This is a genomic window from Limoniibacter endophyticus (assembly GCF_014652835.1).
In the GTDB taxonomy this organism is placed as follows: domain Bacteria; phylum Pseudomonadota; class Alphaproteobacteria; order Rhizobiales; family Rhizobiaceae; genus Limoniibacter; species Limoniibacter endophyticus.
In genome coordinates this window covers 110,810-136,132 of the sequence record NZ_BMZO01000007.1, presented here as the reverse complement: position 1 = coordinate 136,132, position 25,323 = coordinate 110,810, and the positions used below count along the sequence as shown (strand labels likewise).

The window sequence follows — 25,323 nt, the reverse complement described above, 5'->3', positions numbered from 1 at the left end:
GGAATGCCGAAATTGAAGATGGGCGGCCTGATTTCTGAGTTGCGTCTCGCGTGGCGCTTTGCACTGCGGGAAATGCGCGGGGGATTGAAAGGCTTTTATATATTCATCGGCTGCATTGCGCTGGGTGTTGCTGCTATTGGTGCCGTGCATTCCGTGGCTAGCGCAATCAAGGGCGGGCTGGATAGCCAAGGGGCGATTCTTCTCGGCGGCGATATCCGCCTCGAGTTGAACCAGCGACAGGCAACGGAGCCGGAACTAGCATTCTTACGGGAGTACGGCACCGTTGCCGAAGGCGCTTCAATGCGTTCGATGGCGCGTCTTACGGATGGCTCCAATCAGGCTCTGGTCGAAGCAAAATCGATCGATCCGTCATACTATCCTCTGTATGGTCTACTTGAAACGCAGCCCACGCGTGAAACTGCCGAGCTTTTTGGGCAGCAAGACGGGGTTTATGGCGCTGTTGCTCCCGACATACTTTTGCAGCGGCTGGGAGTTTCGGTTGGAGATGAAATCCTCCTCGGCCGCGCCCGTTTTCAGATAAGGTCGATGCTGATCGCCGAGCCGGATGCGGCGTCCGAAGGTTTCGGTTTTGCACCGCGTCTTTTAATTTCCAACGAGGCGCTCGTCGCCTCGGGACTTAATCAGCCAGGCGCGATGATCGAGTTCTCATACAAGATTCGGCTGAGTGATCCGTCGGCAGCTGCTCTAGCTGCATTGAGTGAGCGGGCTACGCACGAGTTTGCGTCGTCCGGCTGGAGCGTACGCACACGCGATAATGCCTCACCGGCCTTGCGAAGCAATGTGGACCGCTTTTCGCAGTTCTTGGCCCTTGTCGGATTGACTTCGCTCGTCGTGGGTGGGGTAGGTGTGGCTAACGCTGTGCGGGCTTATATGGATAGTAAGCGTCCAGTGATCGCTACTTTTAAGAGTCTCGGGGCATCAGGACATCTGATATTTCTAATATATATCACTCAGGTTGTGCTGGTTTCACTGATCGCAATCGCGATCGGTCTCGGCATAGCCGCCATAGCACCCCCCCTGCTGAAATCGGCATTGCAAACGTTTATTCCAGTCCCCCTTGAGACGGGGATTTATCCGGGAGCGCTTGCCCTCGCATTTACTTTCGGCATTCTGGTAACTTTGGTGTTTACGATCCTGCCGCTCGGTCGTGCCAGAGAGATACCAGCTGCTTCTCTGTTTCGCAGCATGGGGCTGAACATGGCGGGGCGACCGCGCCGCAGTTATTTTATTAGCGCGGCCGTCATAGCACTTGGGCTCGCTGTCCTTGCTATCTACCTCTCTTCGGATCGCAGACTGGGGTTTATCTTTGTCGCTTCGACCCTCCTGGCCTTTATCGTTCTCAGGCAAGTCGCACATCTGATCGAATGGATCGCCAGACGGGCGCCCCATTCCCGCTCGACCCCACTGCGCCTCGCGGTTGGTAATATTCACCGGCCGGGCGCATTAACGCCCTCCGTGGTGCTTTCACTCGGCCTTGGGCTGACGCTCCTTGTCGCGCTAGGGCTTATTGACGCCAATTTGCGCAACCAGATCACCAGCCGGCTACCGCAGCAGGCTCCTAATTTCTTCTTCGTCGACATTCAGTCGAGCGAGGTAGACCGTTTCAGCAGGCTGGTTTCGGAGAATGCACCTGAAGGTGCTCTTATGCGGGTGCCAATGCTGCGTGGAAGAATAACCGCCCTGAACGGGACACAAACGGCAGATCTGCCCGAGAATGTGCGCGCTAACTGGGTCATGCGCGGTGACCGGGGCATTACCTATGAACCGGACATTCCGGAGAACTCCGTCCTGACGCAAGGCGAGTGGTGGCCGAAAGACTATAGCGGGGAGCCACTTGTTTCCTTCGTTGCAGAAGAAGCACGCGAAATCGGATTGGACATCGGAGACACAATAACCGTCAATGTGCTGGGTCGAGAAATCACCGCACGTGTGGCCAGTCTGCGCGAGGTTAAATGGGAATCACTCGGCATTAATTTCGTCATGGTTTTCTCGCCCAACAGTTTTGCCGGAGCTCCCCATGCCTGGCTCGCGACATTATCCGATGATCAGGCCACCCCCCAGCAGGAGGGCCGAATCCTCAACGCTGTAACGCGCACCTTCCCGACGGTGACGACAGTGCGGGTGAAGGACGCGCTGGATGTTGTCAATGATCTGATCCGCCAGCTTGCCGCAGCCGTGCGGGCGGCAGCTAGCGTGGCTATCGTCGCGTCGGTTCTGGTACTGGCCGGTGCCCTGGCTGCATCCAATCGTGCACGTGTACATGATGCCGTCGTCCTCAAGACAATCGGCGCGACACGGCACATGCTGATGAGGGCCTATGTGTTAGAGTATGCATTGATCGGTGCCGCGGCCTCGATTTTCGCACTGCTTGCCGGAGCTGTGGCAGCGTGGTTCGTCCTGACACAGGTGATGGCGATGAGCTTCACCTTGTTCTGGCAGGTCGCAGCCGCAACGCTCGTCTTCGGCCTGGTGCTGACGGTGGCGCTTGGTCTTGCCGGCACCTGGCGTATTCTGGGCCTTAAGGCCGCGCCGATTTTGCGCGGGTTCTAAGCAAAAATAAAACAAGAAAGACCACCGCGCAAACGCGACGGTCTTTCTTGTCGGACACATAAATCGATCAGACGCGGCGCTCGACCATCATCTTCTTGATTTCAGCAATCGCCTTCGCGGGGTTTAGTCCCTTGGGACAGGTCTGCGCGCAGTTCATGATGGTGTGGCAGCGATACAATCGGAACGGGTCTTCCAGATTATCGAGACGCTCGCCTGTCGCTTCGTCACGGCTGTCGATCAGCCAGCGATAGGCTTGTAGCAGAACGGCGGGTCCCAGATAGCGATCACCGTTCCACCAGTAACTCGGGCATGACGTCTGACAGCAGAAGCACAGGATGCATTCATAGAGGCCATCGAGCTTCTGGCGATCTTCGTGGCTCTGGAGCCATTCCTTGGCTGGTTCCGGCGAGACGGTCTGCAACCATGGCTGGATCGAAGTAAGCTGCGCGTAAGGCACGGTAAGATCCGGAACGAGATCCTTGACCACCGGCATGTGCGGCAGCGGGTAGACCTTGATCGAGTTAGAAATTTCGTCCATGCCCTTGATGCAGGCTAGTGTATTCGAGCCGTCGATATTCATGGCGCACGAACCGCAAATACCTTCGCGGCAGGAACGGCGAAGCGTTAGCGTCGGGTCGATCTTGTTTTTGATATAGAGCAGACCATCAAGCACCATTGGGCCGCAATCGTCCATATCGACATAGTAAGTGTCGATCGAAGGATTCTCATCGTCGTCCGGTGACCAGCGATAAATGCGGAATTCGCGCAGGTTGGTTGCGCCTTCCGGCTTGGGCCAAGTCTTGCCTTCCTTGACCTGGGAATTTTTAGGCAGGGAGATTTCAACCATTGGCCTGGCCTCTCTTGTTCTTCATGATCGGGCGCATTAGTACACGCGCTTCTTCGGCGCGATCTTGGCGAGCGGAATGCCGCCGTCTTGTTCTTTCAGGAGCGGATCGAGCTTTACGCCACGGTAATCGAGCTTGACGTTGCCGGCGTCGTCGATCCAAGCCAACGTGTGTTTGCGCCAGTTGGCATCGTCACGCTCGCTGTAATCCTCGCGGGCATGGGCACCGCGGCTTTCCTTGCGAGCTTCGGCTCCATAAACTGTAGTGATGGCGTTTGCCATCAGATTGTAGAGTTCAAGCGTTTCCACAAGATCCGAGTTCCAGATCATTGAACGGTCATGGACCTTGATATCACCGAGTTCCTGCCAGATGGCGCTGATGCGTTTGCAGCCTTGCTCCAGCGACTCTTGCGTACGAAACACTGCCGCGTCCTCCTGCATCGCACGCTGCATGCGTTCACGAATAACGGCCGTGGAGGTCGTGCCATTGGCGTTTCGGATGCGATCGAAGCGATCCATGATTGCGTCGCAAGCGGCTTCGTTCAAATCCGGGATGGCCGTGTCTCGATCAATCACTTCACCAGCGCGAATAGCCGCAGCACGGCCAAACACCACGAGGTCGATCAGCGAGTTGGAGCCGAGGCGGTTCGCGCCATGCACAGAGGCACAGCCTGCTTCGCCAACAGCCATGAGTCCGGGTAGAACACGATCCGGTTCATCCGCAGTCGGGTTCAGCACCTCGCCCCAGTAATTTGTCGGGACCCCGCCCATATTATAGTGAACGGTCGGCAGGACCGGAATTGGTTCCTTCGTCAGATCCACACCGGCAAAGATCTTTGCGCTTTCCGAAATACCTGGAAGGCGCTCATGAAGAACCGCGGGGTCGAGATGGTCCAGATGCAGGAAGATGTGATCCTTGTTCTTGCCGACGCCGCGGCCTTCACGGATTTCCATCGTCATGCAGCGAGAAACCACGTCACGGGATGCGAGATCCTTTGCAGATGGAGCATAACGCTCCATGAAGCGCTCGCCTTCGGAATTGACGAGATAACCACCTTCGCCACGTGCGCCCTCGGTAATCAAGCAGCCAGCGCCATAAATGCCGGTCGGATGGAATTGGACGAATTCCATATCCTGCAGCGGCAGTCCAGCGCGGGCCACCATGCCGCCACCGTCGCCGGTGCAGGTGTGGGCAGACGTCGCCGAGAAATAGGCACGGCCATAGCCACCCGTAGCTAGAACCACCATTTTCGCAGAGAAGCGGTGGATCGTGCCGTCATCAAGGTTCCAGGCGACAACGCCGGTGCAGACGCCGTCCGTCATGATCAGGTCGAGGGCGAAATATTCGATGAAGAACTGCGCATTGTTGCGCAGCGATTGGCCGTAGAGCGTGTGCAGGATCGCATGGCCGGTACGGTCAGCAGCGGCACAGGTACGCTGCACTGGAGGCCCGTCGCCGAAATTCTGCATGTGGCCGCCGAATGGGCGCTGATAAATCTTGCCCTCTTCGGTGCGCGAAAAAGGCACGCCGTAATGTTCAAGTTCGTAGACGGCTGCCGGGGCCTGACGCGCCAGATATTCCATGGCATCGGTATCGCCCAGCCAGTCCGATCCCTTCACAGTGTCGTACATGTGCCAGTGCCAGTGGTCCGGACCCATGTTACGCAGTGAGGCGGCAATGCCGCCCTGGGCGGCAACCGTGTGCGAACGAGTGGGGAAGACTTTGGTGATGCAGGCCGTCTTCAATCCCTGTTCGGCCATGCCCAACGTGGCGCGCAAGCCCGCGCCACCGGCCCCGACAACGATAACATCGAACTTGTGGTCGATATAATTATAGGCCTTGGCAGCCGATTTCGTGTTCTGGTCAGCCACTGAATCAGCTCCCGAATGCGAGTTTCAAAAGCGCAAAAGCGCTGGCAAGCCCTATCAGGACCGCGAAAAAGATGTTGAGGCCGATCCAGATGAGTTTGGCAAATTCCCCGTGGACATAATCCTCTATGACGATCTGCATGCCAAGTTTCATGTGATAGGCAATGGAAAGCATCATGGCGAGCAAAACGACTGCAACGACCGGGTTGGAGAGCGCGCCAGCTACCTCGACATAAGGTCGGCCAGCGTAGGTCGCTACGAAGCCAACGAAGAAGAGCGTCAGAAACAGATTCGACACGCCCGTCAGGCGCTGTGTCCAGAAGTGTCCCGTACCCTCGCGTGCAGAACCAAGTCCACGAACGCGCCCGAGCGGCGTGCGCATATTGTCTTTCAATGTCATGTGTTTCAAGCCCGCAGAACTAAAGCGACAATCCAGAAAAGGACCGTCAGGCTGATCGAGATGGCGATGTTGGCCCAGGCCGCTTTGCTGGCAATATCTTTGCGAAGGCCGTGGCCCGTGTCCCATATGAAGTGGCGGATACCGCCTACCATGTGATGAAGCAGGACCCAAGTATAGCCGAACAGAATCAACACTCCGAACCAGGAGCCGAGGAAGCCGTTGATAAATGCGAATGCACTTTCCGATGTTGCCGCAGCAAGTAGCCACCAGACAACCAGAATTGTGCCGAAATAAAGGGCTATGCCGGTGGCGCGATGCAGGATCGACATGGCCATTGTAACGGGCCAGCGGTAGATTTGCATATGGGGGGAAAGCGGCCTCGTACGGGCGGCTGCGGCTTTGCTCATGGCGTACCCATCCAACATTTTGTAGCAAGCGTGCGGGCGCGACATTTCGCCCCTACTTGCAAGGCTTTCTAGTTCTCTTTTTGCAATGCGTCAAAGCCGGAACGACAGATTTAGCTTCCGAACGACGAATTTTTTGAATGATACGACACGCTAGAGCGGACCAATCGATTAAAATCAAGTCTGCCACGGCCGTTTATCAATGTTTGCAAGGAGGCTCTGCTTCGACTGTCTTGAAAACATGACAAATTTACTAGAGTTTAGGTGCGATCTAAGCTTCAAGTCCAATTAACGGCCTTTTGAGAAGCAGGTTGTATTGTTTGCCTCTGTCATCGACGAGGTGCAATTTCGAGTATGGTGGGCGCTGTATATATACTTGCTATCAACATGGCTGTGGGGCTCTTGTTGGCCGTCAGCTTCTTTTTAATGTTCGTATATGATCCAACACGCCGGGCTGCCCTTTGGATTGCTGCGGCGTATTTTTGCGGTTCTTTAAATTTCGTCGCGGAATTTTTAACCCCGTTTTCCAGTATTCCTGCCAGACCTGCCTTCGTCATGTCCGCGCTGTTTGCCGTCGTTGGTCTGTCATTGGCTAATATAGGGCTCGCCGTGCACTATCTGGCGAAACCGCCTTATTTGGCGATGGCGGCAATCATCATTTTCACGGCCTTCCACACAATAACGATGAATTACAGTGATGGCGGCCAGTTTCTATCGATGCTGTTTTATCAAATGCCATTGTTCATGTGCCAAGCGCTGGGAGTAGGCATCGTTGCTAATGCGCCGTTGCGCGACCGCCTTGACGACGTGCTGATGGCGGTACTGACATGCAGCGGTATGCAGTTTCTGCTTCGACCGCTCATTGCGATCTCGTTCGGTGGCTGGGGCAGCCGGGAGGAAGAATATGTTGCGACGCCCTATGCGCTGGTCTCGCAGGCGATGAGCACGATATTCGCCGTGGCTATCGCTCTGATCCTGCTTGTCGTGCTGATGCGGGAAGTGCTGCGCGACCTATCGAAAAAGTCTGAAACCGATCCACTGTCAGGCCTTTTAAACCGACGCGGCTTTGAACTGCGCGTGAATCATAAGATGCAGAGATTGCGTCGGAGTCGGATAATAATCGTCATATGCGACCTCGACCATTTCAAGGCGATCAATGACACTTTCGGCCACGCAACCGGTGATCTGGTCATAAATCGGTTCGGCGAAATTCTCAAGCAATGCGCCAGCGAGGATATGGAAATTGGTCGCATTGGCGGTGAGGAGTTCGCGATTTTTTTACCCGCTGCCACTGTCGAAGATGCCTGCGCCTATTGTCGGGCAGTGCAGCGGCTCTTTCAGGAAAAAGGACTGGTGCCGGGCATTGACCAGGAACTCAGTGCAAGTTTTGGCGTTGCGGAGCGGGAAAATGCAGAAGGCCTCTGGGAGGTCATCCACAACGCTGACAAAGCGCTTTATGTTGCAAAGCAGGCTGGACGCAATTGCATCTATGTCGGTCGAGTTGATCATATAGACGGCCTGAACGCGTCAGCTGCCTGAGACCTACTGAGATTTGGGACGTATGCGAATAACGACATCCACATTGCAGATTTCCATACCTTCCGGTGGTTCCGGTAGATCGACGACGCGGATAGGTGCGTCGCAAATGTCGAAGACTCGGTTTTCACCCTCGACAAAGAAATGGTGGTGGTCGCTGATGTTCGTGTCGAAATAAGTCTTGGCACCCTCGACGGAAAGAATACGCAGCATGCCAGCCTGGGTGAACTGGTGAAGCGTATTGTAGACTGTTGCCAGCGATACCGGCACGCCCGCCCGTTCTGCTTCCTCGTGCAACTCTTCTGCCGCCAGGTGGCGATCGCCCTTGGCAAACAACAGCTGAGCAAGTGCGATCCGCTGGCGCGTCGGGCGCAGGCCGGCTTTCCGGAGTTTTTCCTCCAGAGACGGTATGCTGACGTCGCTTTCGATATGCAAATGCATCTAGTCTCCTGGTTGCCGATCGATTCTGGTGGAAATTGCCACAGAAAACCTCACCTTTGCAGATATATATATTCCGCGCGCATGGCTCGATCAATAGCCGCGCATTGACCCGGAAGTCGCGGCACGATAAGCGCATGGGCTGAATTTGATCGTGGGAGTGGTAAAAGCGACGCCAATCCCCAGATAAGACTAAAGAGAACAGGGCAGATTTAAATGGCGGAACAGAAACCCAGCTTCGGCTATGAAGAGCTGTTGACGTGCGCAAGAGGCGAGCTGTTCGGCCAAGGCAACGCGCAGCTTCCTGCTCCTCCGATGCTGATGTTCGATCGTATCACGGAAATCAGTAAAGAAGGCGGCGAGTTCAGCAAGGGCTTCATTCGCGCTGAATTCGATATCAAGCCAGATCTCTGGTTCTTTCCATGTCACTTTATAGGTGATCCGGTCATGCCGGGCTGTCTCGGCCTTGACGCGCTATGGCAGCTGTCAGGCTTTTATCTTGGCTGGTTGGGTCTGGAAGGTCGTGGCCGCGCGATCTCGACGGGAGAGGTCAAATTCACGGGTATGGTCACGCCGCAGACGAAACTCGTTGAATACGGCGTAGAATTCAAGCGCGTCATGCAGGGCCGCCTCAACCTCGTTATTGGAGATGGATGGCTGAAGGCAGATGGCGAAACCATCTATAAAGCGAGCGACCTGCGGGTCGGCCTTTTCAAAGACTAATCCCATTCGGGACATGAAGGAGATAAGCATGAGACGAGTGGTCGTCACCGGTCTTGGCGTCGTATCCTCCATCGGCAAGAATGCAGAAGAAGTGACTGCGTCACTCCGTGATGCAAAATCTGGCATCAGCTTTTCGCAAGATTTTGCCGATCACGGCTTTAAATGCCAGGTGTGGGGCAATCCCTATCTCGATCCGACAGATTTGGTCGATCGCCGTGCCATGCGCTTTTTGTCACAGGGTGGTGCTTGGAACCATATTGCTATGGAACAGGCGATTACCGATGCAAGCCTGGGTGAAGCTGAGATCACCAATGATCGTACCGGTATCATCATGGGCTCCGGGGGGCCTTCCACGCGCCAGATCGTGGAAGCTGCGGATATCACGAGAAAGAATACGAGCCCTAAACGCGTCGGCCCCTTTGCCGTGCCGAAGGCAATGTCTTCGACTGCTTCAGCAACGCTTGCGACCTGGTTCAAGATCCATGGCGTGAACTATTCGATCTCGTCAGCCTGCTCGACTTCGGCCCACTGCATCGGAAATGCCTATGAGCTGATCCAGTTTGGCAAGCAGGATCGCGTATTTGCGGGTGGGCACGAGGATCTCGACTGGTCAATGTCGAATCTCTTCGACGCCATGGGAGCAATGAGCACCAAGTATAATGACTGCGCCGAAGTTGCCTCCCGTGCTTACGACGCCGACCGCGATGGCTTTGTCATAGCTGGCGGTGCAGGAGTTCTGATTTTGGAGGAACTTGAAGTCGCGAAGGCTCGCGGCGCGAAGATTTATGCCGAAGTAGTCGGCTATGGCGCCACATCCGATGGCTATGACATGGTCGCACCGTCCGGCGAAGGAGCTGTGCGATGCATGCGTCAGGCGCTTTCGACTGTGGAAGGCGATATCGACTATATCAACACCCACGGCACCTCGACGCCTGTCGGCGACTCCCGGGAGATCGGGGCTATCCGCGAAGTGTTCGGGGATAAGATTCCGCACATTTCCTCGACCAAATCGCTTACGGGTCATTCGCTTGGCGCGGCGGGGGTGCAGGAATCCATCTACTCGATCCTGATGATGCAGGCCGGCTTCCTCGGCAAGAGCGCGCATATAGAAACGCTCGATCCGGAATTTGAGGGTGTGCCGATCCTGCGCGAGCGCATAGATGACGCTAAGATTGACCGTGTTTTGTCGAATTCCTTCGGTTTCGGCGGCACCAACGCCACGCTGGTCTTCCAGCGCTACGAAGGTTGAGGGATATCATGGAAGGTTTGATGAAGGGCCGTCGTGGCCTAATCATGGGTGTGGCTAACGACCACTCCATCGCGTGGGGGATTGCGCAGAAGCTTGCAGAACAAGGTGCGGAGCTGGCATTTTCCTACCAGGGCGAAGCATTCGGCCGTCGCGTCAAACCGCTGGCCGAGAAGGTCAATGCGTCCATGCTTCTGCCTTGCGACGTAGAGGACAGCGCGTCGATCGATGCTATGTTCTCCGAGATCAAGGAAAAATGGGGCGGCATCGATTTCATTGTGCACGCCATTGGCTTTTCCGACAAGAACGAGCTGAAAGGCCTTTACGCCGATACGACGCGAGAGAATTTCACCCGTACGATGGTCATCTCCTGCTATTCTTTCACCGAGGTTGCGCGCAAGGCCGCAGAATTGATGAACGAAGGCGGCTCGATGTTGACTCTTACGTATGCCGGTTCCGTTCGTGTCATGCCTAATTACAACGTCATGGGCGTCGCCAAGGCGGCACTGGAAGCCAGCGTTCGTTATCTGGCCAATGATTACGGTCCGCGTGGTATCCGCGTCAATGCGATCTCGGCGGGTCCGGTTCGTACGCTTGCCGGTGCCGGTATTGCCGATGCGCGGCATATGTTTGCTTATCAGCAGCGAAATTCGCCGCTGCGGCGCACGGTTAATATTGACGAGGTTGGGGGTTCGGCGCTGTACTTGCTCTCCGAACTCGCTTCCGGCGTGACGGGCGAAATCCATTATGTTGATTCAGGTTATCACATCGTCTCGATGCCTGCGCTCGAACAGCTCAAGGCGCAGCCTGAAGGCTGAAACCGCATGGAGCAAGCGCCAAAAGCCTTCGCGAATGATCGGGGAGGTTTTTGGGGATCAGAAAGGCAGCGGCCACCGGCGATAATGTGCGGCTTTGCCGGTGGCATCCGCTAAAGAGAGGTTCAGCGCAAACGACAGAAATCGGACGTCTGTTTGCGTCCTGTCTTGGCGATGTATGGTGACAGATTCCATGGTTGCGCAAAGGAGGAGGCATAGCGACAGCACCAGCTTTGGTGAGAGCACGACGTTACCTTCAGGAGTTTTGGTGTGGGAGTACTAATGGCCCATTTAAGCTCCAGGTAAAGGAGAGGTTGGGTTTGACAAGGTCAGACTTTCGTCGCAAATCTTCTCCATGACCGAACCGACGACTGCCCAGACCGCCGATATTTCCCTTTTACGTCTCAAGGACGCGCATGATTTGGCGCCCTTGCTGGCTGCATATGCGCAGGCCTTGAAGCGCGGCGCGCCTCGCCGTCCCGACGACTTCTACGCGGAAGTTCTGCTGCGGGATCGTGCAGCGGAAATTCTCGGCGCACGCATCGATGGCAAGTTGGTTGGCTTCGCGATCTTCACAGACCTACCCGAACCGGTCTCGGGCATGAGATACGGCCAGTGTGACCATATCTTCGTGCATCATGATTTTCGAAACCAAGGCATCGGGAAGGCCATTCTCGACGTTCTTGCCGATCAGGCGGAGGATCGCGGTTGGACGCGGCTGGTTCTGAACACGCCGCGGCATCCGGAAGATGGTCGCAAGCTTTATGAAAAGGTCGCAATCGCCGGTGACTGGGCGAGCTACATGATCCGGTTCGATTTTTGACACGGAGACATTTGCCAGCAGTTTTTCATTTTTTGCGTCAAATGGCCATTTTCGGGTAGCAAGGCTCTTTGTTGACGAATCGTACAACTTCGTCGCGGTGCTTGTTCTGGAGTTTGAATGCCGAATTTTTCTCATCTCGTCGCTCTCGGTCTGGCTGCAATGGCTGCGGGCTGCGTTTCCGATCCAAGACCAACTACCGGCGTCGGCGGACTCGCCAGCGGGCCGCAACCGCGTTACGCGACCTATCGCTGTGATGGCGGACAGACCCTCACCATAGAGAATTTCCAGAGTTCCGTTTTAGTGGTGAAGCCGGATGGCAGCAGCGTCGAGATACCTGCTTCGCCGCCCAATCAGACCGTGCGATATGGCGAAACCCCTTATGCGCTAGTGCTTGAGGGGCGAGACGCCCTATATATGAAGAGTGGTGATATGCCGTTGAACTGCAAACGCTAAAACTTGAAAAAAAGCCGCTGGGATAGCCCCGGCGGCTTTTCCATCAACGTGACTTTTCTGCTTCGATACGTTCTCGAGCGATAATTTCAGCAATATCATTGGTTGCGGCCCCCTCGCGTTCCGCGCGCTCAAAAATTCGCGTCAATGTCGCAGGGATCCCATCGATCATCGTTAAAACCTTCGTTCGGTCATAGCCATCCAGGTCAAATTCAGCCGCAACGTTGATCACACCACCTGCGTTCAGCACGTAGTCGGGCGCGTAAAGGATGCCACGATCGCGCAGGCGATTAGCGCCGGTATGGGTGAGAAGTTGATTGTTTGCCGCACCGGCAATGATCTGTGCGTTGAGAACATCGATATTGAGTGCCGAGAAAACACCGCCGAGAGCGCATGGCGCGAGAATATCAACATCAGAAAGAAGAATATTGGCCGAATTGCCGATTTCGGCTGAAAATTCAGAGTGAGCTTGCTCGCACTTGGCCTGATCCATGTCTGCGACAACGAGTTTGGCGCTGGCTTGGTGCAGATGACGGCAAAGGCTGAGGCCGACTGCGCCGAGTCCCTGTACCGCGACGCGCACGTCTTTTAGATCACCTCGGCCGGTTTTAAATTTCCAGGCCGCTTTAAGGCCAAGAAAAACTCCAAGCGCCGTGAAAGGCGAGGGATTTTCACTGCCGCCGATCGTCGTGCCTGCGACATTGCTGGTGCGAAGGCGCAAGAAATCCGCGTCGCTCAGCGTCAGGCCAACATCCTCAGCGGTTATATATTGCCCGGTCAGGGCCTGCAGCATGTCCGCATAGGCTGTCAGAAGCTGAGCATTCTTTTCTGTCTTCGAATCCGCGATAATGACTGCCTTGCCACCGCCAAAGGGAATGCCGCAAACTGAATTCTTCAGCGTCATACCGCGTGAAAGGCGAAGAACGTCCGTCAGCGCTTCATCGAAACTGCTATACTTCCATATGCGGGTGCCGCCCAGTGCTGGCCCGAGCGTTGTGTCGTGAATGGCCACAATTGCGGTCAGTCCACGGACTGTGTCCTTTCCCATCCAGAGGCGCTCGTGTCCGTCGTAAGCGGAGTTTTCGCGCGCCAGCTCCGTAATATCACGCAGTTCGAGTGTCTGCTCACTCCCCGGTATCTTCACATGACGCATCGGTTTTGCCTGAGACATAATGAAATCCTCCTGCTGTCAGTCTAGCGCAGCAGAAGGATTTTTGGTTGCGATCTCGGCTCGCCTTTGTGAGACGAATTTCAGCGAAGGGTAGCGCGACTTTACGATTCTATCCCGCCTACATCCGGGTAATCACGCGAGCTTCGCTTCCAGGCCGACAGAGATTGCTCCGAGCGCCCTGGAAACCGGGCAGCCGTCCTTTGCTTTATTGGCGAGCTCCTTGAACTTCGCCTCATCAATACCCGGCACGTTTCCGGTCAGGACAATATTGCTGGCGCTGATCTCAAAACCGCCACCACTCGCGGGACCATAAGTCACGATTGCCTTGGCATCGAGAGATGTTGCAGGGGTGCCGTTCTCCGCTAGAAAGTGCGATAGCTGCATGGCAAAGCAGCCAGCATGGGCAGCAGCAATCAGTTCCTCCGGATTGGTGCCGGATCTGCCGCTCTCATCTTCGAACCGGCCCTTGAATGAATAGGGCAGAGCATCGAGTGCACCGCTCTGGGAAGTAAGGCTGCCCGAACCATCCTTCAGCGCGCCGTTCCAGACGGCAGTTGCTTCTCTCTTCATCGATCGTGCTCCTTTGGGGATCCGCTCACAGAAAGAATGAGCGTACGCTCAACGCTTCGGTTCTGCATTGGGTTCCCAACGATTTCAGATCGCTTCCCCTTGCAGCAAACGCGGTTCGTTTCTTTCTTGGCTCGCTGCTTGGTCAATGAAATAGGACTTGAGAGGGGGCATACGCTCAACAAGACCAAGGCCAATGTCGCGGATACTGCGCAACAAGGTGGATTCGTTGGAAAAGAGCCGGTTCAGAACATCGGTGGTCGCACCCATTCGCAAAGTGTCGAAGCGGCGCCAACGCTGGTAGTTCTCCAGTATGTCCAGCGCGCCGACATCCTGACCGAGGCGGGCGGCTTCCACCACGGTTTCCGCCAGAGCTGCCGCATCCTTAAAGCCGAGGTTCAGTCCCTGGCCTGCAATGGGATGGATGCCGTGTGCTGCGTCGCCTACCAGCGCGAAGCGGGGACGTACGAAATCGCGTGCCAGGGTCAAGGACAGAGGAAAGGCGCGTGGCTTGCCTTCCGCGCGGATTTCACCCAGTTCAAGACCGAAACGCAGCTCCAGCTCACTTTCAAAGATCAGCGGATCGGCGCCGACGAGACGGTCAGCTTCAGTCGTCTTTTCCGTCCAGACAATCGAAGAACGATTTCCGGTCAGAGGCAGAATGGCAAAGGGGCCAGCGGGTAAAAAGTGTTCGACGGCACGGCCATGATGCGGGCGTTCATGCGCGACAGTGCAGACGATGCCAGACTGGCCGTAATCCCAGTGCACCGTGCGAATGCCTGCTTTTTCACGCAAACGAGATTTTACGCCGTCCGCGGCAATCAGCAGACTGGCTTCGACGGTCTCTCCATGCGACAGAGTCAGACGCGTGAACGTGGGTTCGGTGACGAAATCCGTCACGGACACGCCCTCAGTCAGTTTGATCCCGAGAGCTTCGGCTTTGGCGCGCAGCGCGGCGTTCAGCTCCTTGTTCGGCACCATATGGGCGAAAGGCTCACCTGCCTCGACCTCGCCAGAGAAAGTCAGCAGCACAGGGCGCACCGGGTCGGCGGTCTTGGAATCGGTGACAATCATCTCGGTAATCGCCTGCGCATGCGGGGCAATATCCGACCAGCAACCGAGGCGCTCAAGCATCCGGCAGGCTGCTGCTGCTATCGCCGACGCACGCTGATCCTTCTGCCAAGCGCCTTCTGGTGCTGCATCAATGATCCGGACAGTGAGGCCGGGCTGTGCTTGTGCAATGGCCACTGCGGTGGCCAGTCCAACATAACCCGCGCCCGCAACGACGATGTCTATCCTGCTTTCCCCTCCAAGAGCGCCGTTCTGGGTCATGTCTTGTCCTCTTCGTCCGGGATTGAATCTCTTGCCTTTACATAGGGCCTTGTCGCCGGCTCCTCCAGCCCATTATCTGGGGCGACTGATTCATTAAAGGTGGGCCGACCGGATGCCAACATCCATGGATGCGTTCTTGAACATTCTCGACATCGAGACGATCGATCCAATTCTCTACCGGGGCATCAGTCCCAACACCAGTTGGCAGCGCGTCTTCGGTGGGCAGGTGATCGGACAGGCATTACTCGCCGCACAAAGGACAGTCGAGCAAGAGCGATTGGTGCATTCCCTTCACTGCTATTTCATGCGGCCGGGCGATCCGAACGTACCCATCCTCTACGCGGTGGACAGGATTCGCGACGGCAAGAGCTTCACCACGCGGCGTGTCGTTGCCAGCCAGCGCGGAGATGCGATCTTTTCCCTCGAGGCTTCTTTCCAGGCGCATGAGCAGGGATTGGAGCATCAAGTTGACTTGCCGTCGGGTATTCCTCAGCCGGAAGAACTGCTCTCGTTGCGGCAGATGCTTGAACGAATGGACAATGTCCCAGAACCGATTCGTCGCTATTTTAAAAGAGATAGGCCGCTCGAACTACGTCCCGTCTTCCCTGAGCACTATACAAGCACCGAAAAGCTCCCCCCCGTTCAGCATGTCTGGGTCAAGATGCAGGAGCCAGTCGAAGATCCGCGAATCCAATCCGCGGCGCTCGCCTATCTCTCCGACATGACACTTCTCGACACGGCAACTTTTCCGCACGGTGGGGGCGTGTTTGACCCGCGCTTGCAGATGGCCAGCCTGGATCACGCAATGTGGTTTCATCGCCAAGATCGGCTGGACGACTGGATTCTCTATACGCAAGACAGCCCATGGGCCGGTAGCTCACGTGGATTTACGCGCGGTGCGCTTTATACTCGTGCGGGCCTGCTCATTGCGTCGACGGTGCAAGAAGGGCTTATGCGCCTGCGTACAAAGTAGGCAAATGTGGGGGGAAACCAAGTTGTTGCTTATGATTGCATAAAGATTAGGCATACTGGGTGCCGTCCCTCTGCTGCGAAAATAGGCGATTAGATTAAATTTCTACGTAAATTCATGTATTTGTCGTTTTTATTTCGGTTTGGCACGTCTCTTGAATCTCTTCTCTTCAGTCACCGGCGGGGCGTAAGCGGCCGGCGATAGCAGTCAATGCGGGTAAATCCGCAGCTGGAGAGGGAAAACCGATGAAAATTGTCATGGCAATCATCAAGCCGTTCAAGCTGGAAGAGGTGCGCGAAGCGCTCACCGAAATTGGCATCCACGGCCTGACCGTCACGGAAGTCAAAGGCTACGGGCGGCAAAAAGGACATACCGAAATTTATCGCGGTGCCGAATATGCCGTGAACTTTCTGCCTAAGTTGAAGATCGAGGTGGTCGTACCCTCGGATCTGGAAGCTAAAGCCGTCGATGCCATCGCAGCTGCCGCAAAGACGGGTCAGATCGGTGACGGCAAGATCTTTGTTCTCAACGTCGACAAGGCCGTGCGTATTCGCACAGGCGAAGCAGACGAACAGGCGCTCTAACGCCGGGCTCAGGGGAAAACTCAATGAACAACGCAATTCAATTCAAGCAGGGTTGGCGCACCGCGCTGTCGACTGTTCTGGCGCTTGGTGCATTCGGCCTGAACGCTGCTTTTGCTCAAGACGCCGCACCGGCGCCCGCGGAAGTTATGGACAAGGGAGATATTTCCTGGATGATGATCTCAACGATCCTTGTCCTCTTCATGCTCGTGCCCGGTATCGGCCTGTTCTATGGCGGGCTTGTTCGCACAAAAAACATGCTGTCGGTGCTCATGCAGACGACGATGATCGGCGCTGTGGCAATGATCGTCTGGGTGCTTTACGGCTACTCCTTCGCCTTCGGTGGCTCGACCAACGCTTTCTTTGGCGGCTTCGGAAAGCTCTTTCTGTCAGGGGTGACGGTCGAGTCGACTGCCGCAACCTTTACGGACGGCGTCGTTATCCCTGAATATCTGTTCATCTGCTTTCAGATGACCTTCGCCGCACTGACCCCGGCGCTCATCGTCGGAGGCTTCGCCGAACGCGTCAAGTTTTCGGCCGTTGTTCTCTTCGTGATTCTCTGGCTGACCTTCGTCTACTTCCCGGTCGCACACATGGTATGGGACGCAAACGGTCTGATTTTCAACATGGGCGCGGTCGACTTCGCCGGTGGTACAGTCGTTCATATCAATGCCGGTATCGCGGCTCTCGTCGGCGCTATCATCATCGGCAAGCGCCACAATTACGGCAAGGACAACATGGCCCCGCACTCGATGACCCTGACCATGGTCGGTGCCGCGATGCTGTGGGTTGGTTGGTTCGGCTTCAATGTCGGCTCCAACCTGGAAGCGAATGCCGGTGCGACGCTGCCCATGATCAATACGTTTACGGCAACCGCTGGTGGTATTGTAGCGTGGTCGCTGATCGAAGCGCTTTCGCGCGGCAAAGCATCGATGCTCGGCGCTGTCTCCGGCATGATCGCCGGCCTCGTAGCCATCACGCCAGCCTGCGGCTCTGTGGGTCCTGTCGGCGCCATCGTGCTGGGTGCGATTTCTTCGATCGCCTGTTACTTCTTCGTGGCGGTCGTCAAGGTCAAGCTCGGCTATGATGACTCGCTGGACGTCTTTGGCATTCACGGCATTGGCGGTATCGTCGGTGCTCTTGGCGTCGCCATCTTCATGGCGCCTGGTCTTGGCGGTGTCGGATTCGGCGACGATGGTTCGATGGCTGGCCAGTTCTGGACCCAGCTCAAGGGCGTCCTGATCACCATCGTCTGGTGCGGTGTCATATCGGCTATCCTCTACAAGGTCGTCGATGTGATCGTCGGCTTGCGTCCCACGGTGGAGGAAGAAGTTCAGGGCCTGGATCTCGCCACGCATGGCGAAGCCGCCTATCATTCGTAGGTTCGCATCCATAGAAGTAGAGGGACCCGGCCATTGCGCCGGGTTCTTTCATGTTCAACATCTCGTCATGGTTAAAACTGTCTTAACCATCGCTGCCCTATGGTGTGCCTGATTCTCACCTGATGATCCCTTCGGGATCGTTGCATATAGTAGACGAGGTCGTTCGATGCGTTCAGCCACACCCATCGCGCATGATGAAACAGGATATGGCATCAAGGCCTTCTTCCTGCGTCAGGCCGGGCGATTATCCGGTTTGGGTCTTTTCGGGCTGATTGCGCTTGGCGTCGCTTCGCTTGGGACCTGGAACGTTGCCGATCCAAGCTTCAGTCACGCCACGGACAATCCGATCTCCAACGCCGTCGGTTATCCGGGGGCTGTGTTTTCCGACCTTGCCATGCAATTCTTCGGCATCGGCTCGCTCATGTTGCTCGTTCCCGCGGTCGCCTGGGCCTACCTTTTCTTTGCGGCCCGAGGGGTCGATCGCAAACCGATGCGCATTCTTTCTTGGCTGGGCGGCGCTATCCTTGCAGCAGCGATCGCTGGCTGTGTGACGCCTCCGCCAAGCTGGCCGCTGCCCACTGGTCTGGGGGGCGTATTCGGTGACATGGTTCTGAAACTGCCAGCCCTTTTCATCGGCCGCTATCCGACCGGCCTCGTCGCCTCGGTCATCGCCGCCTTCCTTCTTGCGCCCGCTCTCTACCTTCTTATTTTTGCGTCAGGTATGATTGGTCAGCGCGAGCCTGAGGCGAAGGTGGCTCGCAAAGCGGCTGTTCAAGAGGAGGAAGACGATTTCGATGAGGACGAGGAAGACGAAGGGAATGCATTTATCGGGCTGATGACGCACTGGTGGTTGTCCGTAAGCGCCTCCGTCCGTCGGACTCTGAAACTCAATCGAAAATCCTCAGCAGGTCTTGGCCGGCGAGCCGCGTCCGAAGAGTACTACGAAGATTTTGAAGACGCGGTCGAGGACAATTATATCGAGGTCGAGCCGGAGCAGCCGGCCAGGCCTGCACGGGCTGCCACTTATCCAGTTCAAGGTCACGAGCCGCGCATCCGCGTTGAGCCGGACTTCGACGATGGCTATAGCCGTCTTGCGGAAAGTGAACTCGACTTCGATCTGGATGATGAAAGGCCGGAACCGGGCCGCTCCGGCTTGCTGGCTATCAATCCGCGCGGGGACATGCCAAATCCGCGTGCTTCTTCGGCAAACGCCTATAATATTGATCAGGACGACGATTACGACGACGAACCACCCTTCGACCTCGTAGATGAACCTGCCATGGAACGTCGCGCGGAGGTACGCCAAGTTCCCACGCGAGGACCCCAGGCGGTGCGCGCCGCTGAGCTGTCCGCTGCGCAAAGGGCTGGCGCGGGGGCAAACCGCGTCGCGACGCCGCCACCGGCGCCGAAGCCCAGCGTGCGCGTGCAGCGCGAAGCGCAGGCATCGTTCATTACACCGGATGGCTTTGAGCTGCCCTCGCTGCATTTCCTCACCGAGCCCAAGAGTATTGCCCGCGATCCGCTGCTTTCGCAGGACGCGCTGGAACAGAATGCACGCCTGCTTGAGGGTGTTCTGGAAGACTTTGGCGTCAAGGGCGAGATCATTCAGGTGCGCCCGGGTCCGGTCGTCACGCTTTACGAGTTGGAGCCAGCTCCTGGTATCAAGTCGTCGCGGGTCATTGGTCTGGCTGATGACATTGCTCGCTCGATGAGCGCCATCGCGGCGCGTGTGGCTGTTGTGCCGGGTCGGAATGCCATTGGCATCGAACTGCCGAACGCAAAACGCGAGACGGTATATTTGCGGGAAATTCTGGCCAGCAAAGATTTTGATACCAGCAAGGCAAAGCTCGCCATCGGTCTGGGTAAGACAATCAACGGCGATTCCGTCATTGCCGATCTTGCCAAGATGCCCCATCTGCTTGTCGCCGGTACGACCGGCTCGGGTAAGTCAGTAGCGATCAACACGATGATCCTGTCGCTGCTCTATCGTATGACGCCGGAGCAGTGCCGTCTGATCATGATCGATCCGAAAATGCTGGAACTGTCGGTCTATGATGGTATCCCGCACCTCCTGACGCCGGTCGTTACCGATCCGAAAAAAGCGGTAGTCGCGCTAAAATGGACAGTGCGCGAGATGGAGGACCGTTATCGCAAGATGTCCAAAGTCGGCGTGCGCAACGTGGAAGGCTTCAATCAGAAGGTCAAGCTGGCGCAGCAGAAGGGCGAAACCATCACCCGCACCGTGCAGACCGGATTCGATCGCGAAACAGGGGAGGCTATCTACGAGACGGAGGATCTTGATCTCGAGCCGATGCCCTTCATCGTCGTCATCATTGACGAGATGGCGGACTTGATGATGGTTGCAGGCAAGGACATCGAAGGTACCGTCCAGCGTCTTGCGCAGATGGCGCGCGCAGCAGGTATCCATGTGATCATGGCAACGCAACGTCCTTCTGTTGACGTCATCACCGGAACGATCAAGGCTAACTTCCCGACACGTATCTCCTTCCAGGTGACCTCCAAGATCGACAGCCGTACCATTCTGTCCGAGCAGGGCGCCGAACAGCTGTTGGGCATGGGCGACATGCTCTATATGGCGGGCGGCGGGCGCATCACTCGCGTGCATGGCCCCTTTGTTTCTGATGAGGAAGTCGAACAGGTTGTGGCGCATCTCAAAGTGCAGGGCGTCCCGCAATATCTCGACGCGGTCACGGAAGATGATGGCGAGGACGATGGCGGTAATTCCGGCTCAGGCGGTGGCAATAGCGGCAATATGGACGATTCAGACGATCCGTACGACAAGGCCGTTGCCATTGTTCTGCGAGACGGCAAGGCTTCCACATCCTATATCCAGCGTCGCCTTGGCATCGGCTATAACCGCGCTGCCTCGATCATTGAACGAATGGAGCAGGAAGGCGTTATTGGTCCAGCAAACCACGCCGGAAAGCGCGAGATTCTCGTGCCGACCGAGCAGGATCACATATAAGCCAGGTGCCAAAATTCAGCCCCAGTAGGGGAGTAGCACGGCAAGACAGGAACAACCGGAGCTTTCGATGACTAAACTCGATATCGCCAATATGTCCCGCCGCGACGCGCTCGCGTTGGGCTTGGTGCTCTTCGGTACGGCCGCGACCGGCTCGCTCATCAGCTTTCCGGCTTTCGCGCAAGGCGCACCGGCACAGGCACAGCAGATTGCTAATCATTTCTCGTCTGTAAAAACGATGGCTGGCGAGTTCGTTCAGTTTGGTCCGCGCGGCGAGCAGACCGGCGGCAAGTTCTACATCTCGCGACCGGGCAAGATCCGTTTCGACTATGAAGCGCCTTCATCCTACAAGGTAATTTCGGACGGCACGTCTGTTGTGATCGATAATCGCAAGCTCAACACGTCGGACCTCTATCCGCTTTCGAAGACGCCGCTCAAGCTTTTGCTTGACGAACGGATCGACCTTTCGGGCGGGCGTGTCACAAATGTCAAGGAAGAGCCAGACCTGACAACTATCCAGATTGCTGATCGTCAGGTATTTGGAAACTCACGCATTACGATGATGTTTGATCCGAAGAATTATGAGTTGCGTCAGTGGACCATTACGGACGCGCAGGGCAAGGATACCACGGTGATGATCTTCAACGTGCAGCAGGGCGTAAGTTTGGATCCGGGTATGTTCGTCATCGATTACAAACGTAATCGCGTCGTCAATGAGCAGCGCCGCAAGGGATGACGCTCTTATAAACTGTGCGTATTCAGGTATGCCCGCGATCGGAGGTCGCGGGCTTCTTGCATGTGGGAGCGCGCGCTGTCAGGTTCACCGCAATTCGATAAGATTGCCTGGACGCTCAAATGCCTTTTACCCTTGCCACGTGGAATATCAATTCGGTACGCTTGCGCCTGCCTATTGTCGAGCATTTCCTGAAGACATATCAGCCTGAGATTTTGTGCCTCCAGGAAACCAAATGTCCTGACGATCTCTTTCCGCTTCAAGCATTCCATGATCTTGGTTATCCCCACATCGCAATCAGCGGCCAGAAGGGGTATCACGGCGTCGCCACCATCTCTAAGCTGCCGCTTGAGCTGGTTGAACGGCGCCGATTTTGCGATATTGACGATACCCGTCATATTTCGACGCGTTTCGACAGCGATGGCAAGTCGATCATCCTTCATAATTTCTATATTCCCGCCGGTGGTGACGAACCCGACGTAGCGGTTAATCCAAAGTTCAAGCACAAGCTGGATTTTCTGGAAGAAATGCGAGCGATTTATGCCGAACAATCGGACAGGACCGCATCGATCCTCGTTGGCGATCTTAATATCGCTCCGCTCGAGCACGACGTCTGGTCGCATAAGCAACTCCTCAAAGTCGTCAGTCATACGCCGGTCGAGACGGAAACCTTCGAGGATATGCGCAAAAAGAGCGGCTGGGTCGATTTGATGCGAGAGCGCGTGCCTGCCGACCAGAAGCTCTACACATGGTGGAGCTATCGCGCGCGTGACTGGAGCGCCGCGGACCGCGGGCGCAGACTGGATCACATATGGTCCTCTGCCAATCTTGCGCCTGGCTTCGGCGACTTGCAGATATTGCGCGAGGCACGCGGCTGGGACCGCCCGTCGGATCACGTGCCGGTCCTGGGGCGCTTCGATCCTTCGATCGGCTGAGATCAGTCGTCACCCAAACGAGACTGGACTTCACTCATCCGCGCGACCATTTCCTGAAAACGTCGCGTGATTACCTCGTGTAGGTTTGCTGCCAGCTGCGGATATTCCTCGAGAATCCGTCGGAATTGGCTGCGTCCAATGCGCATCAGTTCGCAATTGGTGCGGGTGATGGCACTGGCTGAGCGCGTCATTCGCGTGATCAGGGCCATTTCGTCGATCAATGCGCCGGAGCTTACTGATTCGACGGTGAATTCTTGATCGCCATGGGCGCGCATGAGATCAATGCCGCCATGCATGACGAGATAGGCGCTGTCAGAGGTGTCACCTTCTTGAAAGAGCGTGGTTCCACGCTTGAGCTGCATTTTCTCTGCGCCAAACGCAAGCAGCCGCAGAGGTTCGTTGTCGAAGCTTGCGAACAGCTCGATTTTGCGCAGCAGAAAAATGTCTTCCTCAAGCCCCATGGAGTCGCCCGTTTTTGCGACATCGTGGTTGAAGCACTGACCTCAACGGCATTCCCAATAGCCTGCCCTTATGCATAATTTCCCCTCAATTGCCTGGCTCAGGGGATAAGCTTGTATCCGCCGCTTTCCGTCACGAGTATGCGCGCATTGGATGGATCACGCTCGATCTTCTGGCGCAAGCGATAGACGTGCGTTTCGAGCGTATGAGTGGTGACGCCGGAGTTGTATCCCCAGACTTCTTCCAGAAGCACATCGCGCGTTACCACCTTCTGCCCGGCGCGATATAGATATTTGATGATCGCGGCTTCTTTCTCGGTGAGACGAATTTTCTTGCCATCGATCTCGATCAGCACCTTCTGGCTTGGTTTGAAGGTATACGGGCCAACCGCAAAGGTTGCGTCCTCGCTATTCTCGTGCTGCCGAAGTTGGGCGCGAATGCGGGCCAGCAACACGGCGAAACGCAGCGGCTTGGCAACGTAGTCATTTGCGCCAGCTTCGAGACCCAGAATTGTGTCGGAATCCGTATTATGGCCCGTCAGCATGACGATTGGTGATTTGAAGCCGTTGCGGCGCATGATCTTCACCGCTTCGCGGCCATCCATATCAGGCAGGCCAATATCCATGATCAGCAGATCGACCTTGTTCGCCTTGACGGCATTGATGGCCTTCGTCGCACTATCTTCCTGGATCAGCTCAAATTCGTCATAAGGCGACAGATGTTCAACGAGGCTTTCGCGGAAATCGTTGTCGTCATCAACGACGAGAAGCGTGCGGCTTGTCATAGGTCTTGCCGATCCTTTCTGTTGCATGGCATTGATACGAAGCGTCTCTCCCACCATGGCCATGCTCCAAGGTTTGATTTGCGCATGATGCGATTATCTCGAAAAAAATACAATCGTCAGCTTTGCCAGACATTTGGCCGAGGAAAACTACACATCATCGTCAGGCAAAAGCCCGGGAATCGTAGTCGTGGAATTCTTGCAATAGGCGGGCAATGCTTTCCTTGTTCGCTGGGACGGGGTGGAGTTGTCTCGAGAAAACGAGAAGGTGATGGGGGAACGCCATTAGCGCGGATGCGGGTGCTTTATGGCTTTTTTCGGGAAGGGCGGGGCGGTCTTGCGCCATCTCTCATAAGTGTGAGTAGAGTAAGCCCTGCCGAAGGATGGTGCGATGCACCCACTGATCGTAACTATAATCGGAAGGTGCGTCTGCCTTATCGCGCCAGCCATGAGATGATGCAGCGAAGCGATCATCTCTACGACATCGGGCTCGTGCTGGACTGGAACATTTCAATGCGTAAGCGCAATACAGGCAGCGCAATCTTCCTGCATCTGGCCCAACAGGACTTCAAGCCAACCGAGGGATGCATCGCCGTGACACGTCCTGTCATGAACCGTCTATTGCGGTTGATTTCACGTGAATCATATATCGAGGTCAGGCATTGAACCGCCAGACGGTGGTCTTCTTGATCTCGCTGTCTTCAAGTACACGGCTTACTGGAATGGTGTAGGTGGCGAGGGCACTCATCCGGTCCTTGGGTAAATAGTAGCGTCCGGGATCGCCGCAATAGACTTTTGCCCCGCGTGTAGCCAAGTCCGATAACCATGGAGAGATATGATCTGCCATGGCGCGATCGTAAAAGACGTCGCCAGCAAGGAGCACGTCCCAACCTTCGTCCCGCCCCACCAGATCATCAAGGCGAAAATCAAAAGCGATCTGGTTGAGTTGGGCGTTGAGAAATGCAGCGATTTCGGCGAATGGATCGATATCGCAGCCCGTTACGGATTTAGCGCCGGCTTTGCATGCGGCAATCGCAACGAGTCCCGATCCGGATGCAAAATCAAGCACCGATTTGCCCGCAACAATTTCCGGATTATCAAGAATGTAGCGCGCAAGGCCCTGACCTCCGGCCCAGGCAAAGGCCCAGAATGGTGGCGGCAGTCCCTTTTCTGCAAGTTGCTCTTCGGTGCTATGCCATAATTCATGCACTTCGCTTGCCAGATGCAGGCGCAGTTCGGGCACATGCGGCGGGGCCTCCACCGTCGTGTTAGCGCGGATGAAGGCGGCACGCTTTGCTGACAGCGCCGCC

The 25,323-nt window shown here is 56.1% G+C and carries 25 protein-coding genes; 14 read left to right on the top strand and 11 right to left on the bottom strand.

What is annotated here, in order from left to right; genetic code table 11:
* Positions 1 to 3 precede the first annotated feature (3 nt).
* Positions 4 to 2,571, top strand: coding sequence for an ABC transporter permease (locus IE151_RS11420; RefSeq protein ID WP_244636723.1), 2,568 nt, complete (start codon positions 4 to 6; stop codon positions 2,569 to 2,571).
* Between the two features lie 67 nt (positions 2,572 to 2,638).
* Here the strand turns inward: IE151_RS11420 and IE151_RS11415 are convergent, their stop codons facing one another.
* Genes IE151_RS11415 through sdhC form a run of 4 tightly spaced genes read right to left on the bottom strand, consistent with a single transcriptional unit; the run spans position 2,639 to position 6,091 of the window.
* Complete coding sequence (locus tag IE151_RS11415) at positions 2,639 to 3,418, bottom strand: succinate dehydrogenase iron-sulfur subunit (protein ID WP_189490215.1); 780 nt, start codon at positions 3,416 to 3,418, stop codon at positions 2,639 to 2,641.
* A gap of 36 nt (positions 3,419 to 3,454) precedes the next feature.
* Entirely contained in the window at positions 3,455 to 5,287 is a 1,833-nt protein-coding gene (sdhA, locus tag IE151_RS11410) for a succinate dehydrogenase flavoprotein subunit (RefSeq protein WP_189490213.1), read from the bottom strand.
* A gap of 4 nt (positions 5,288 to 5,291) precedes the next feature.
* Positions 5,292 to 5,684, bottom strand: a complete 393-nt coding sequence (sdhD, locus tag IE151_RS11405) for a succinate dehydrogenase, hydrophobic membrane anchor protein (RefSeq protein WP_189490211.1) — start codon at positions 5,682 to 5,684, stop codon at positions 5,292 to 5,294.
* A 5-nt stretch (positions 5,685 to 5,689) separates the two neighbouring features.
* Entirely contained in the window at positions 5,690 to 6,091 is a 402-nt protein-coding gene (sdhC, locus tag IE151_RS11400; protein WP_189490209.1) for a succinate dehydrogenase, cytochrome b556 subunit, read from the bottom strand.
* A gap of 552 nt (positions 6,092 to 6,643) precedes the next feature.
* Between sdhC and IE151_RS11395 the strand changes: the two genes are divergently transcribed.
* Positions 6,644 to 7,627: a GGDEF domain-containing protein gene (locus tag IE151_RS11395; RefSeq protein ID WP_189490207.1), complete on the top strand. Its 984-nt coding sequence runs from the start codon at positions 6,644 to 6,646 to the stop codon at positions 7,625 to 7,627.
* 3 nt (positions 7,628 to 7,630) lie between these two features.
* Here the strand turns inward: IE151_RS11395 and irrA are convergent, their stop codons facing one another.
* The gene (irrA, locus tag IE151_RS11390; RefSeq protein ID WP_189490205.1) at positions 7,631 to 8,065 is read right to left on the bottom strand and encodes an iron response transcriptional regulator IrrA; all 435 of its coding nucleotides are present in this window, start codon (positions 8,063 to 8,065) and stop codon (positions 7,631 to 7,633) included.
* A 213-nt stretch (positions 8,066 to 8,278) separates the two neighbouring features.
* Here irrA and fabA point away from each other — a divergent pair, with 213 nt between their 5' ends.
* From fabA to IE151_RS11365, 5 genes are all read left to right on the top strand, one after another.
* Entirely contained in the window at positions 8,279 to 8,785 is a 507-nt protein-coding gene (fabA, locus tag IE151_RS11385; protein ID WP_189490203.1) for a 3-hydroxyacyl-[acyl-carrier-protein] dehydratase FabA, read from the top strand.
* A gap of 28 nt (positions 8,786 to 8,813) precedes the next feature.
* Complete coding sequence (gene fabB / locus IE151_RS11380; protein WP_189490199.1) at positions 8,814 to 10,034, top strand: beta-ketoacyl-ACP synthase I; 1,221 nt, start codon at positions 8,814 to 8,816, stop codon at positions 10,032 to 10,034.
* 8 nt (positions 10,035 to 10,042) lie between these two features.
* Complete coding sequence (fabI, locus tag IE151_RS11375) at positions 10,043 to 10,849, top strand: enoyl-ACP reductase FabI (RefSeq protein WP_189490197.1); 807 nt, start codon at positions 10,043 to 10,045, stop codon at positions 10,847 to 10,849.
* Positions 10,850 to 11,201: 352 nt separating this feature from the next.
* On the top strand, positions 11,202 to 11,669 hold the full coding sequence (locus IE151_RS11370; RefSeq protein ID WP_189490195.1) for a GNAT family N-acetyltransferase: 468 nt from the start codon (positions 11,202 to 11,204) through the stop codon (positions 11,667 to 11,669).
* A 117-nt stretch (positions 11,670 to 11,786) separates the two neighbouring features.
* Complete coding sequence (locus IE151_RS11365) at positions 11,787 to 12,122, top strand: hypothetical protein (protein WP_189490194.1); 336 nt, start codon at positions 11,787 to 11,789, stop codon at positions 12,120 to 12,122.
* Positions 12,123 to 12,165: 43 nt separating this feature from the next.
* Here the strand turns inward: IE151_RS11365 and IE151_RS11360 are convergent, their stop codons facing one another.
* The 3 genes from IE151_RS11360 to IE151_RS11350 form a co-directional block, all read right to left on the bottom strand.
* On the bottom strand, positions 12,166 to 13,290 hold the full coding sequence (locus IE151_RS11360; RefSeq protein ID WP_189490193.1) for a Glu/Leu/Phe/Val family dehydrogenase: 1,125 nt from the start codon (positions 13,288 to 13,290) through the stop codon (positions 12,166 to 12,168).
* A 132-nt stretch (positions 13,291 to 13,422) separates the two neighbouring features.
* Positions 13,423 to 13,860: an OsmC family protein gene (locus IE151_RS11355; RefSeq protein WP_189490191.1), complete on the bottom strand. Its 438-nt coding sequence runs from the start codon at positions 13,858 to 13,860 to the stop codon at positions 13,423 to 13,425.
* Between the two features lie 84 nt (positions 13,861 to 13,944).
* On the bottom strand, positions 13,945 to 15,189 hold the full coding sequence (locus tag IE151_RS11350) for a ubiquinone biosynthesis hydroxylase (protein ID WP_189490190.1): 1,245 nt from the start codon (positions 15,187 to 15,189) through the stop codon (positions 13,945 to 13,947).
* Positions 15,190 to 15,301: 112 nt separating this feature from the next.
* Here IE151_RS11350 and IE151_RS11345 point away from each other — a divergent pair, with 112 nt between their 5' ends.
* The 6 genes from IE151_RS11345 (at position 15,302) to IE151_RS11320 (ending at position 22,773) form a co-directional block, all read left to right on the top strand.
* Positions 15,302 to 16,162, top strand: coding sequence for an acyl-CoA thioesterase (locus tag IE151_RS11345; protein WP_189490189.1), 861 nt, complete (start codon positions 15,302 to 15,304; stop codon positions 16,160 to 16,162).
* A 242-nt stretch (positions 16,163 to 16,404) separates the two neighbouring features.
* Positions 16,405 to 16,743: a P-II family nitrogen regulator gene (locus IE151_RS11340; protein WP_189490184.1), complete on the top strand. Its 339-nt coding sequence runs from the start codon at positions 16,405 to 16,407 to the stop codon at positions 16,741 to 16,743.
* Between the two features lie 146 nt (positions 16,744 to 16,889).
* A complete protein-coding gene (locus tag IE151_RS11335) occupies positions 16,890 to 18,122 on the top strand; it encodes an ammonium transporter (RefSeq protein WP_244636730.1) in 1,233 nt (410 codons plus the stop codon).
* Between the two features lie 166 nt (positions 18,123 to 18,288).
* A complete protein-coding gene (locus IE151_RS11330) occupies positions 18,289 to 21,108 on the top strand; it encodes an FtsK/SpoIIIE family DNA translocase (protein WP_189490181.1) in 2,820 nt (939 codons plus the stop codon).
* A gap of 67 nt (positions 21,109 to 21,175) precedes the next feature.
* Positions 21,176 to 21,841 carry an outer membrane lipoprotein carrier protein LolA gene (locus IE151_RS11325; protein ID WP_244636722.1) on the top strand — a complete coding sequence of 222 codons (666 nt, stop codon included), beginning with the start codon at positions 21,176 to 21,178 and terminating at the stop codon, positions 21,839 to 21,841.
* A gap of 119 nt (positions 21,842 to 21,960) precedes the next feature.
* Complete coding sequence (locus IE151_RS11320) at positions 21,961 to 22,773, top strand: exodeoxyribonuclease III (protein WP_189490179.1); 813 nt, start codon at positions 21,961 to 21,963, stop codon at positions 22,771 to 22,773.
* 2 nt (positions 22,774 to 22,775) lie between these two features.
* Here IE151_RS11320 and IE151_RS11315 read toward each other — a convergent pair whose 3' ends face one another.
* Complete coding sequence (locus IE151_RS11315) at positions 22,776 to 23,234, bottom strand: cyclic nucleotide-binding domain-containing protein (RefSeq protein ID WP_189490178.1); 459 nt, start codon at positions 23,232 to 23,234, stop codon at positions 22,776 to 22,778.
* A 98-nt stretch (positions 23,235 to 23,332) separates the two neighbouring features.
* Positions 23,333 to 24,016, bottom strand: coding sequence for a response regulator transcription factor (locus IE151_RS11310; RefSeq protein WP_189490476.1), 684 nt, complete (start codon positions 24,014 to 24,016; stop codon positions 23,333 to 23,335).
* A gap of 84 nt (positions 24,017 to 24,100) precedes the next feature.
* On the opposite strand from IE151_RS11310, the gene IE151_RS11305 reads away from it, so the two are divergent.
* Positions 24,101 to 24,679, top strand: coding sequence for a L,D-transpeptidase family protein (locus IE151_RS11305; RefSeq protein ID WP_382345094.1), 579 nt, complete (start codon positions 24,101 to 24,103; stop codon positions 24,677 to 24,679).
* On the opposite strand, the gene IE151_RS11300 is transcribed toward IE151_RS11305, so the two are convergent.
* Positions 24,669 to 25,316 (bottom strand): class I SAM-dependent methyltransferase, encoded by a 648-nt coding sequence (locus IE151_RS11300; RefSeq protein ID WP_189490472.1) that lies wholly within the window; start codon positions 25,314 to 25,316, stop codon positions 24,669 to 24,671. The two genes, IE151_RS11305 and IE151_RS11300, sit on opposite strands and share 11 nt — an antisense overlap.
* Positions 25,317 to 25,323 lie beyond the last annotated feature (7 nt).

Coding starts and splice junctions, on each gene's coding strand:
- irrA (WP_189490205.1), bottom strand. CDS start 8,065: ATGCATTTGCATATCGAAAGCGACGTCAGCATACCGTCTCTGGAGGAA.
- IE151_RS11325 (WP_244636722.1), top strand. CDS start 21,176: ATGACTAAACTCGATATCGCCAATATGTCCCGCCGCGACGCGCTCGCG.
- fabA (WP_189490203.1), top strand. CDS start 8,279: ATGGCGGAACAGAAACCCAGCTTCGGCTATGAAGAGCTGTTGACGTGC.
- IE151_RS11365 (WP_189490194.1), top strand. CDS start 11,787: ATGCCGAATTTTTCTCATCTCGTCGCTCTCGGTCTGGCTGCAATGGCT.
- IE151_RS11320 (WP_189490179.1), top strand. CDS start 21,961: ATGCCTTTTACCCTTGCCACGTGGAATATCAATTCGGTACGCTTGCGC.
- IE151_RS11420 (WP_244636723.1), top strand. CDS start 4: ATGCCGAAATTGAAGATGGGCGGCCTGATTTCTGAGTTGCGTCTCGCG.
- IE151_RS11335 (WP_244636730.1), top strand. CDS start 16,890: ATGGACAAGGGAGATATTTCCTGGATGATGATCTCAACGATCCTTGTC.
- IE151_RS11360 (WP_189490193.1), bottom strand. CDS start 13,290: ATGTCTCAGGCAAAACCGATGCGTCATGTGAAGATACCGGGGAGTGAG.
- IE151_RS11305 (WP_382345094.1), top strand. CDS start 24,101: ATGATGCGATTATCTCGAAAAAAATACAATCGTCAGCTTTGCCAGACA.
- IE151_RS11345 (WP_189490189.1), top strand. CDS start 15,302: ATGCCAACATCCATGGATGCGTTCTTGAACATTCTCGACATCGAGACG.
- fabB (WP_189490199.1), top strand. CDS start 8,814: ATGAGACGAGTGGTCGTCACCGGTCTTGGCGTCGTATCCTCCATCGGC.
- sdhC (WP_189490209.1), bottom strand. CDS start 6,091: ATGAGCAAAGCCGCAGCCGCCCGTACGAGGCCGCTTTCCCCCCATATG.
- IE151_RS11415 (WP_189490215.1), bottom strand. CDS start 3,418: ATGGTTGAAATCTCCCTGCCTAAAAATTCCCAGGTCAAGGAAGGCAAG.
- IE151_RS11355 (WP_189490191.1), bottom strand. CDS start 13,860: ATGAAGAGAGAAGCAACTGCCGTCTGGAACGGCGCGCTGAAGGATGGT.
- IE151_RS11315 (WP_189490178.1), bottom strand. CDS start 23,234: ATGGGGCTTGAGGAAGACATTTTTCTGCTGCGCAAAATCGAGCTGTTC.
- fabI (WP_189490197.1), top strand. CDS start 10,043: ATGGAAGGTTTGATGAAGGGCCGTCGTGGCCTAATCATGGGTGTGGCT.
- IE151_RS11370 (WP_189490195.1), top strand. CDS start 11,202: ATGACCGAACCGACGACTGCCCAGACCGCCGATATTTCCCTTTTACGT.
- IE151_RS11395 (WP_189490207.1), top strand. CDS start 6,644: ATGTCCGCGCTGTTTGCCGTCGTTGGTCTGTCATTGGCTAATATAGGG.
- IE151_RS11330 (WP_189490181.1), top strand. CDS start 18,289: ATGCGTTCAGCCACACCCATCGCGCATGATGAAACAGGATATGGCATC.
- IE151_RS11340 (WP_189490184.1), top strand. CDS start 16,405: ATGAAAATTGTCATGGCAATCATCAAGCCGTTCAAGCTGGAAGAGGTG.
- IE151_RS11350 (WP_189490190.1), bottom strand. CDS start 15,189: ATGACCCAGAACGGCGCTCTTGGAGGGGAAAGCAGGATAGACATCGTC.
- IE151_RS11310 (WP_189490476.1), bottom strand. CDS start 24,016: ATGACAAGCCGCACGCTTCTCGTCGTTGATGACGACAACGATTTCCGC.
- sdhD (WP_189490211.1), bottom strand. CDS start 5,684: ATGACATTGAAAGACAATATGCGCACGCCGCTCGGGCGCGTTCGTGGA.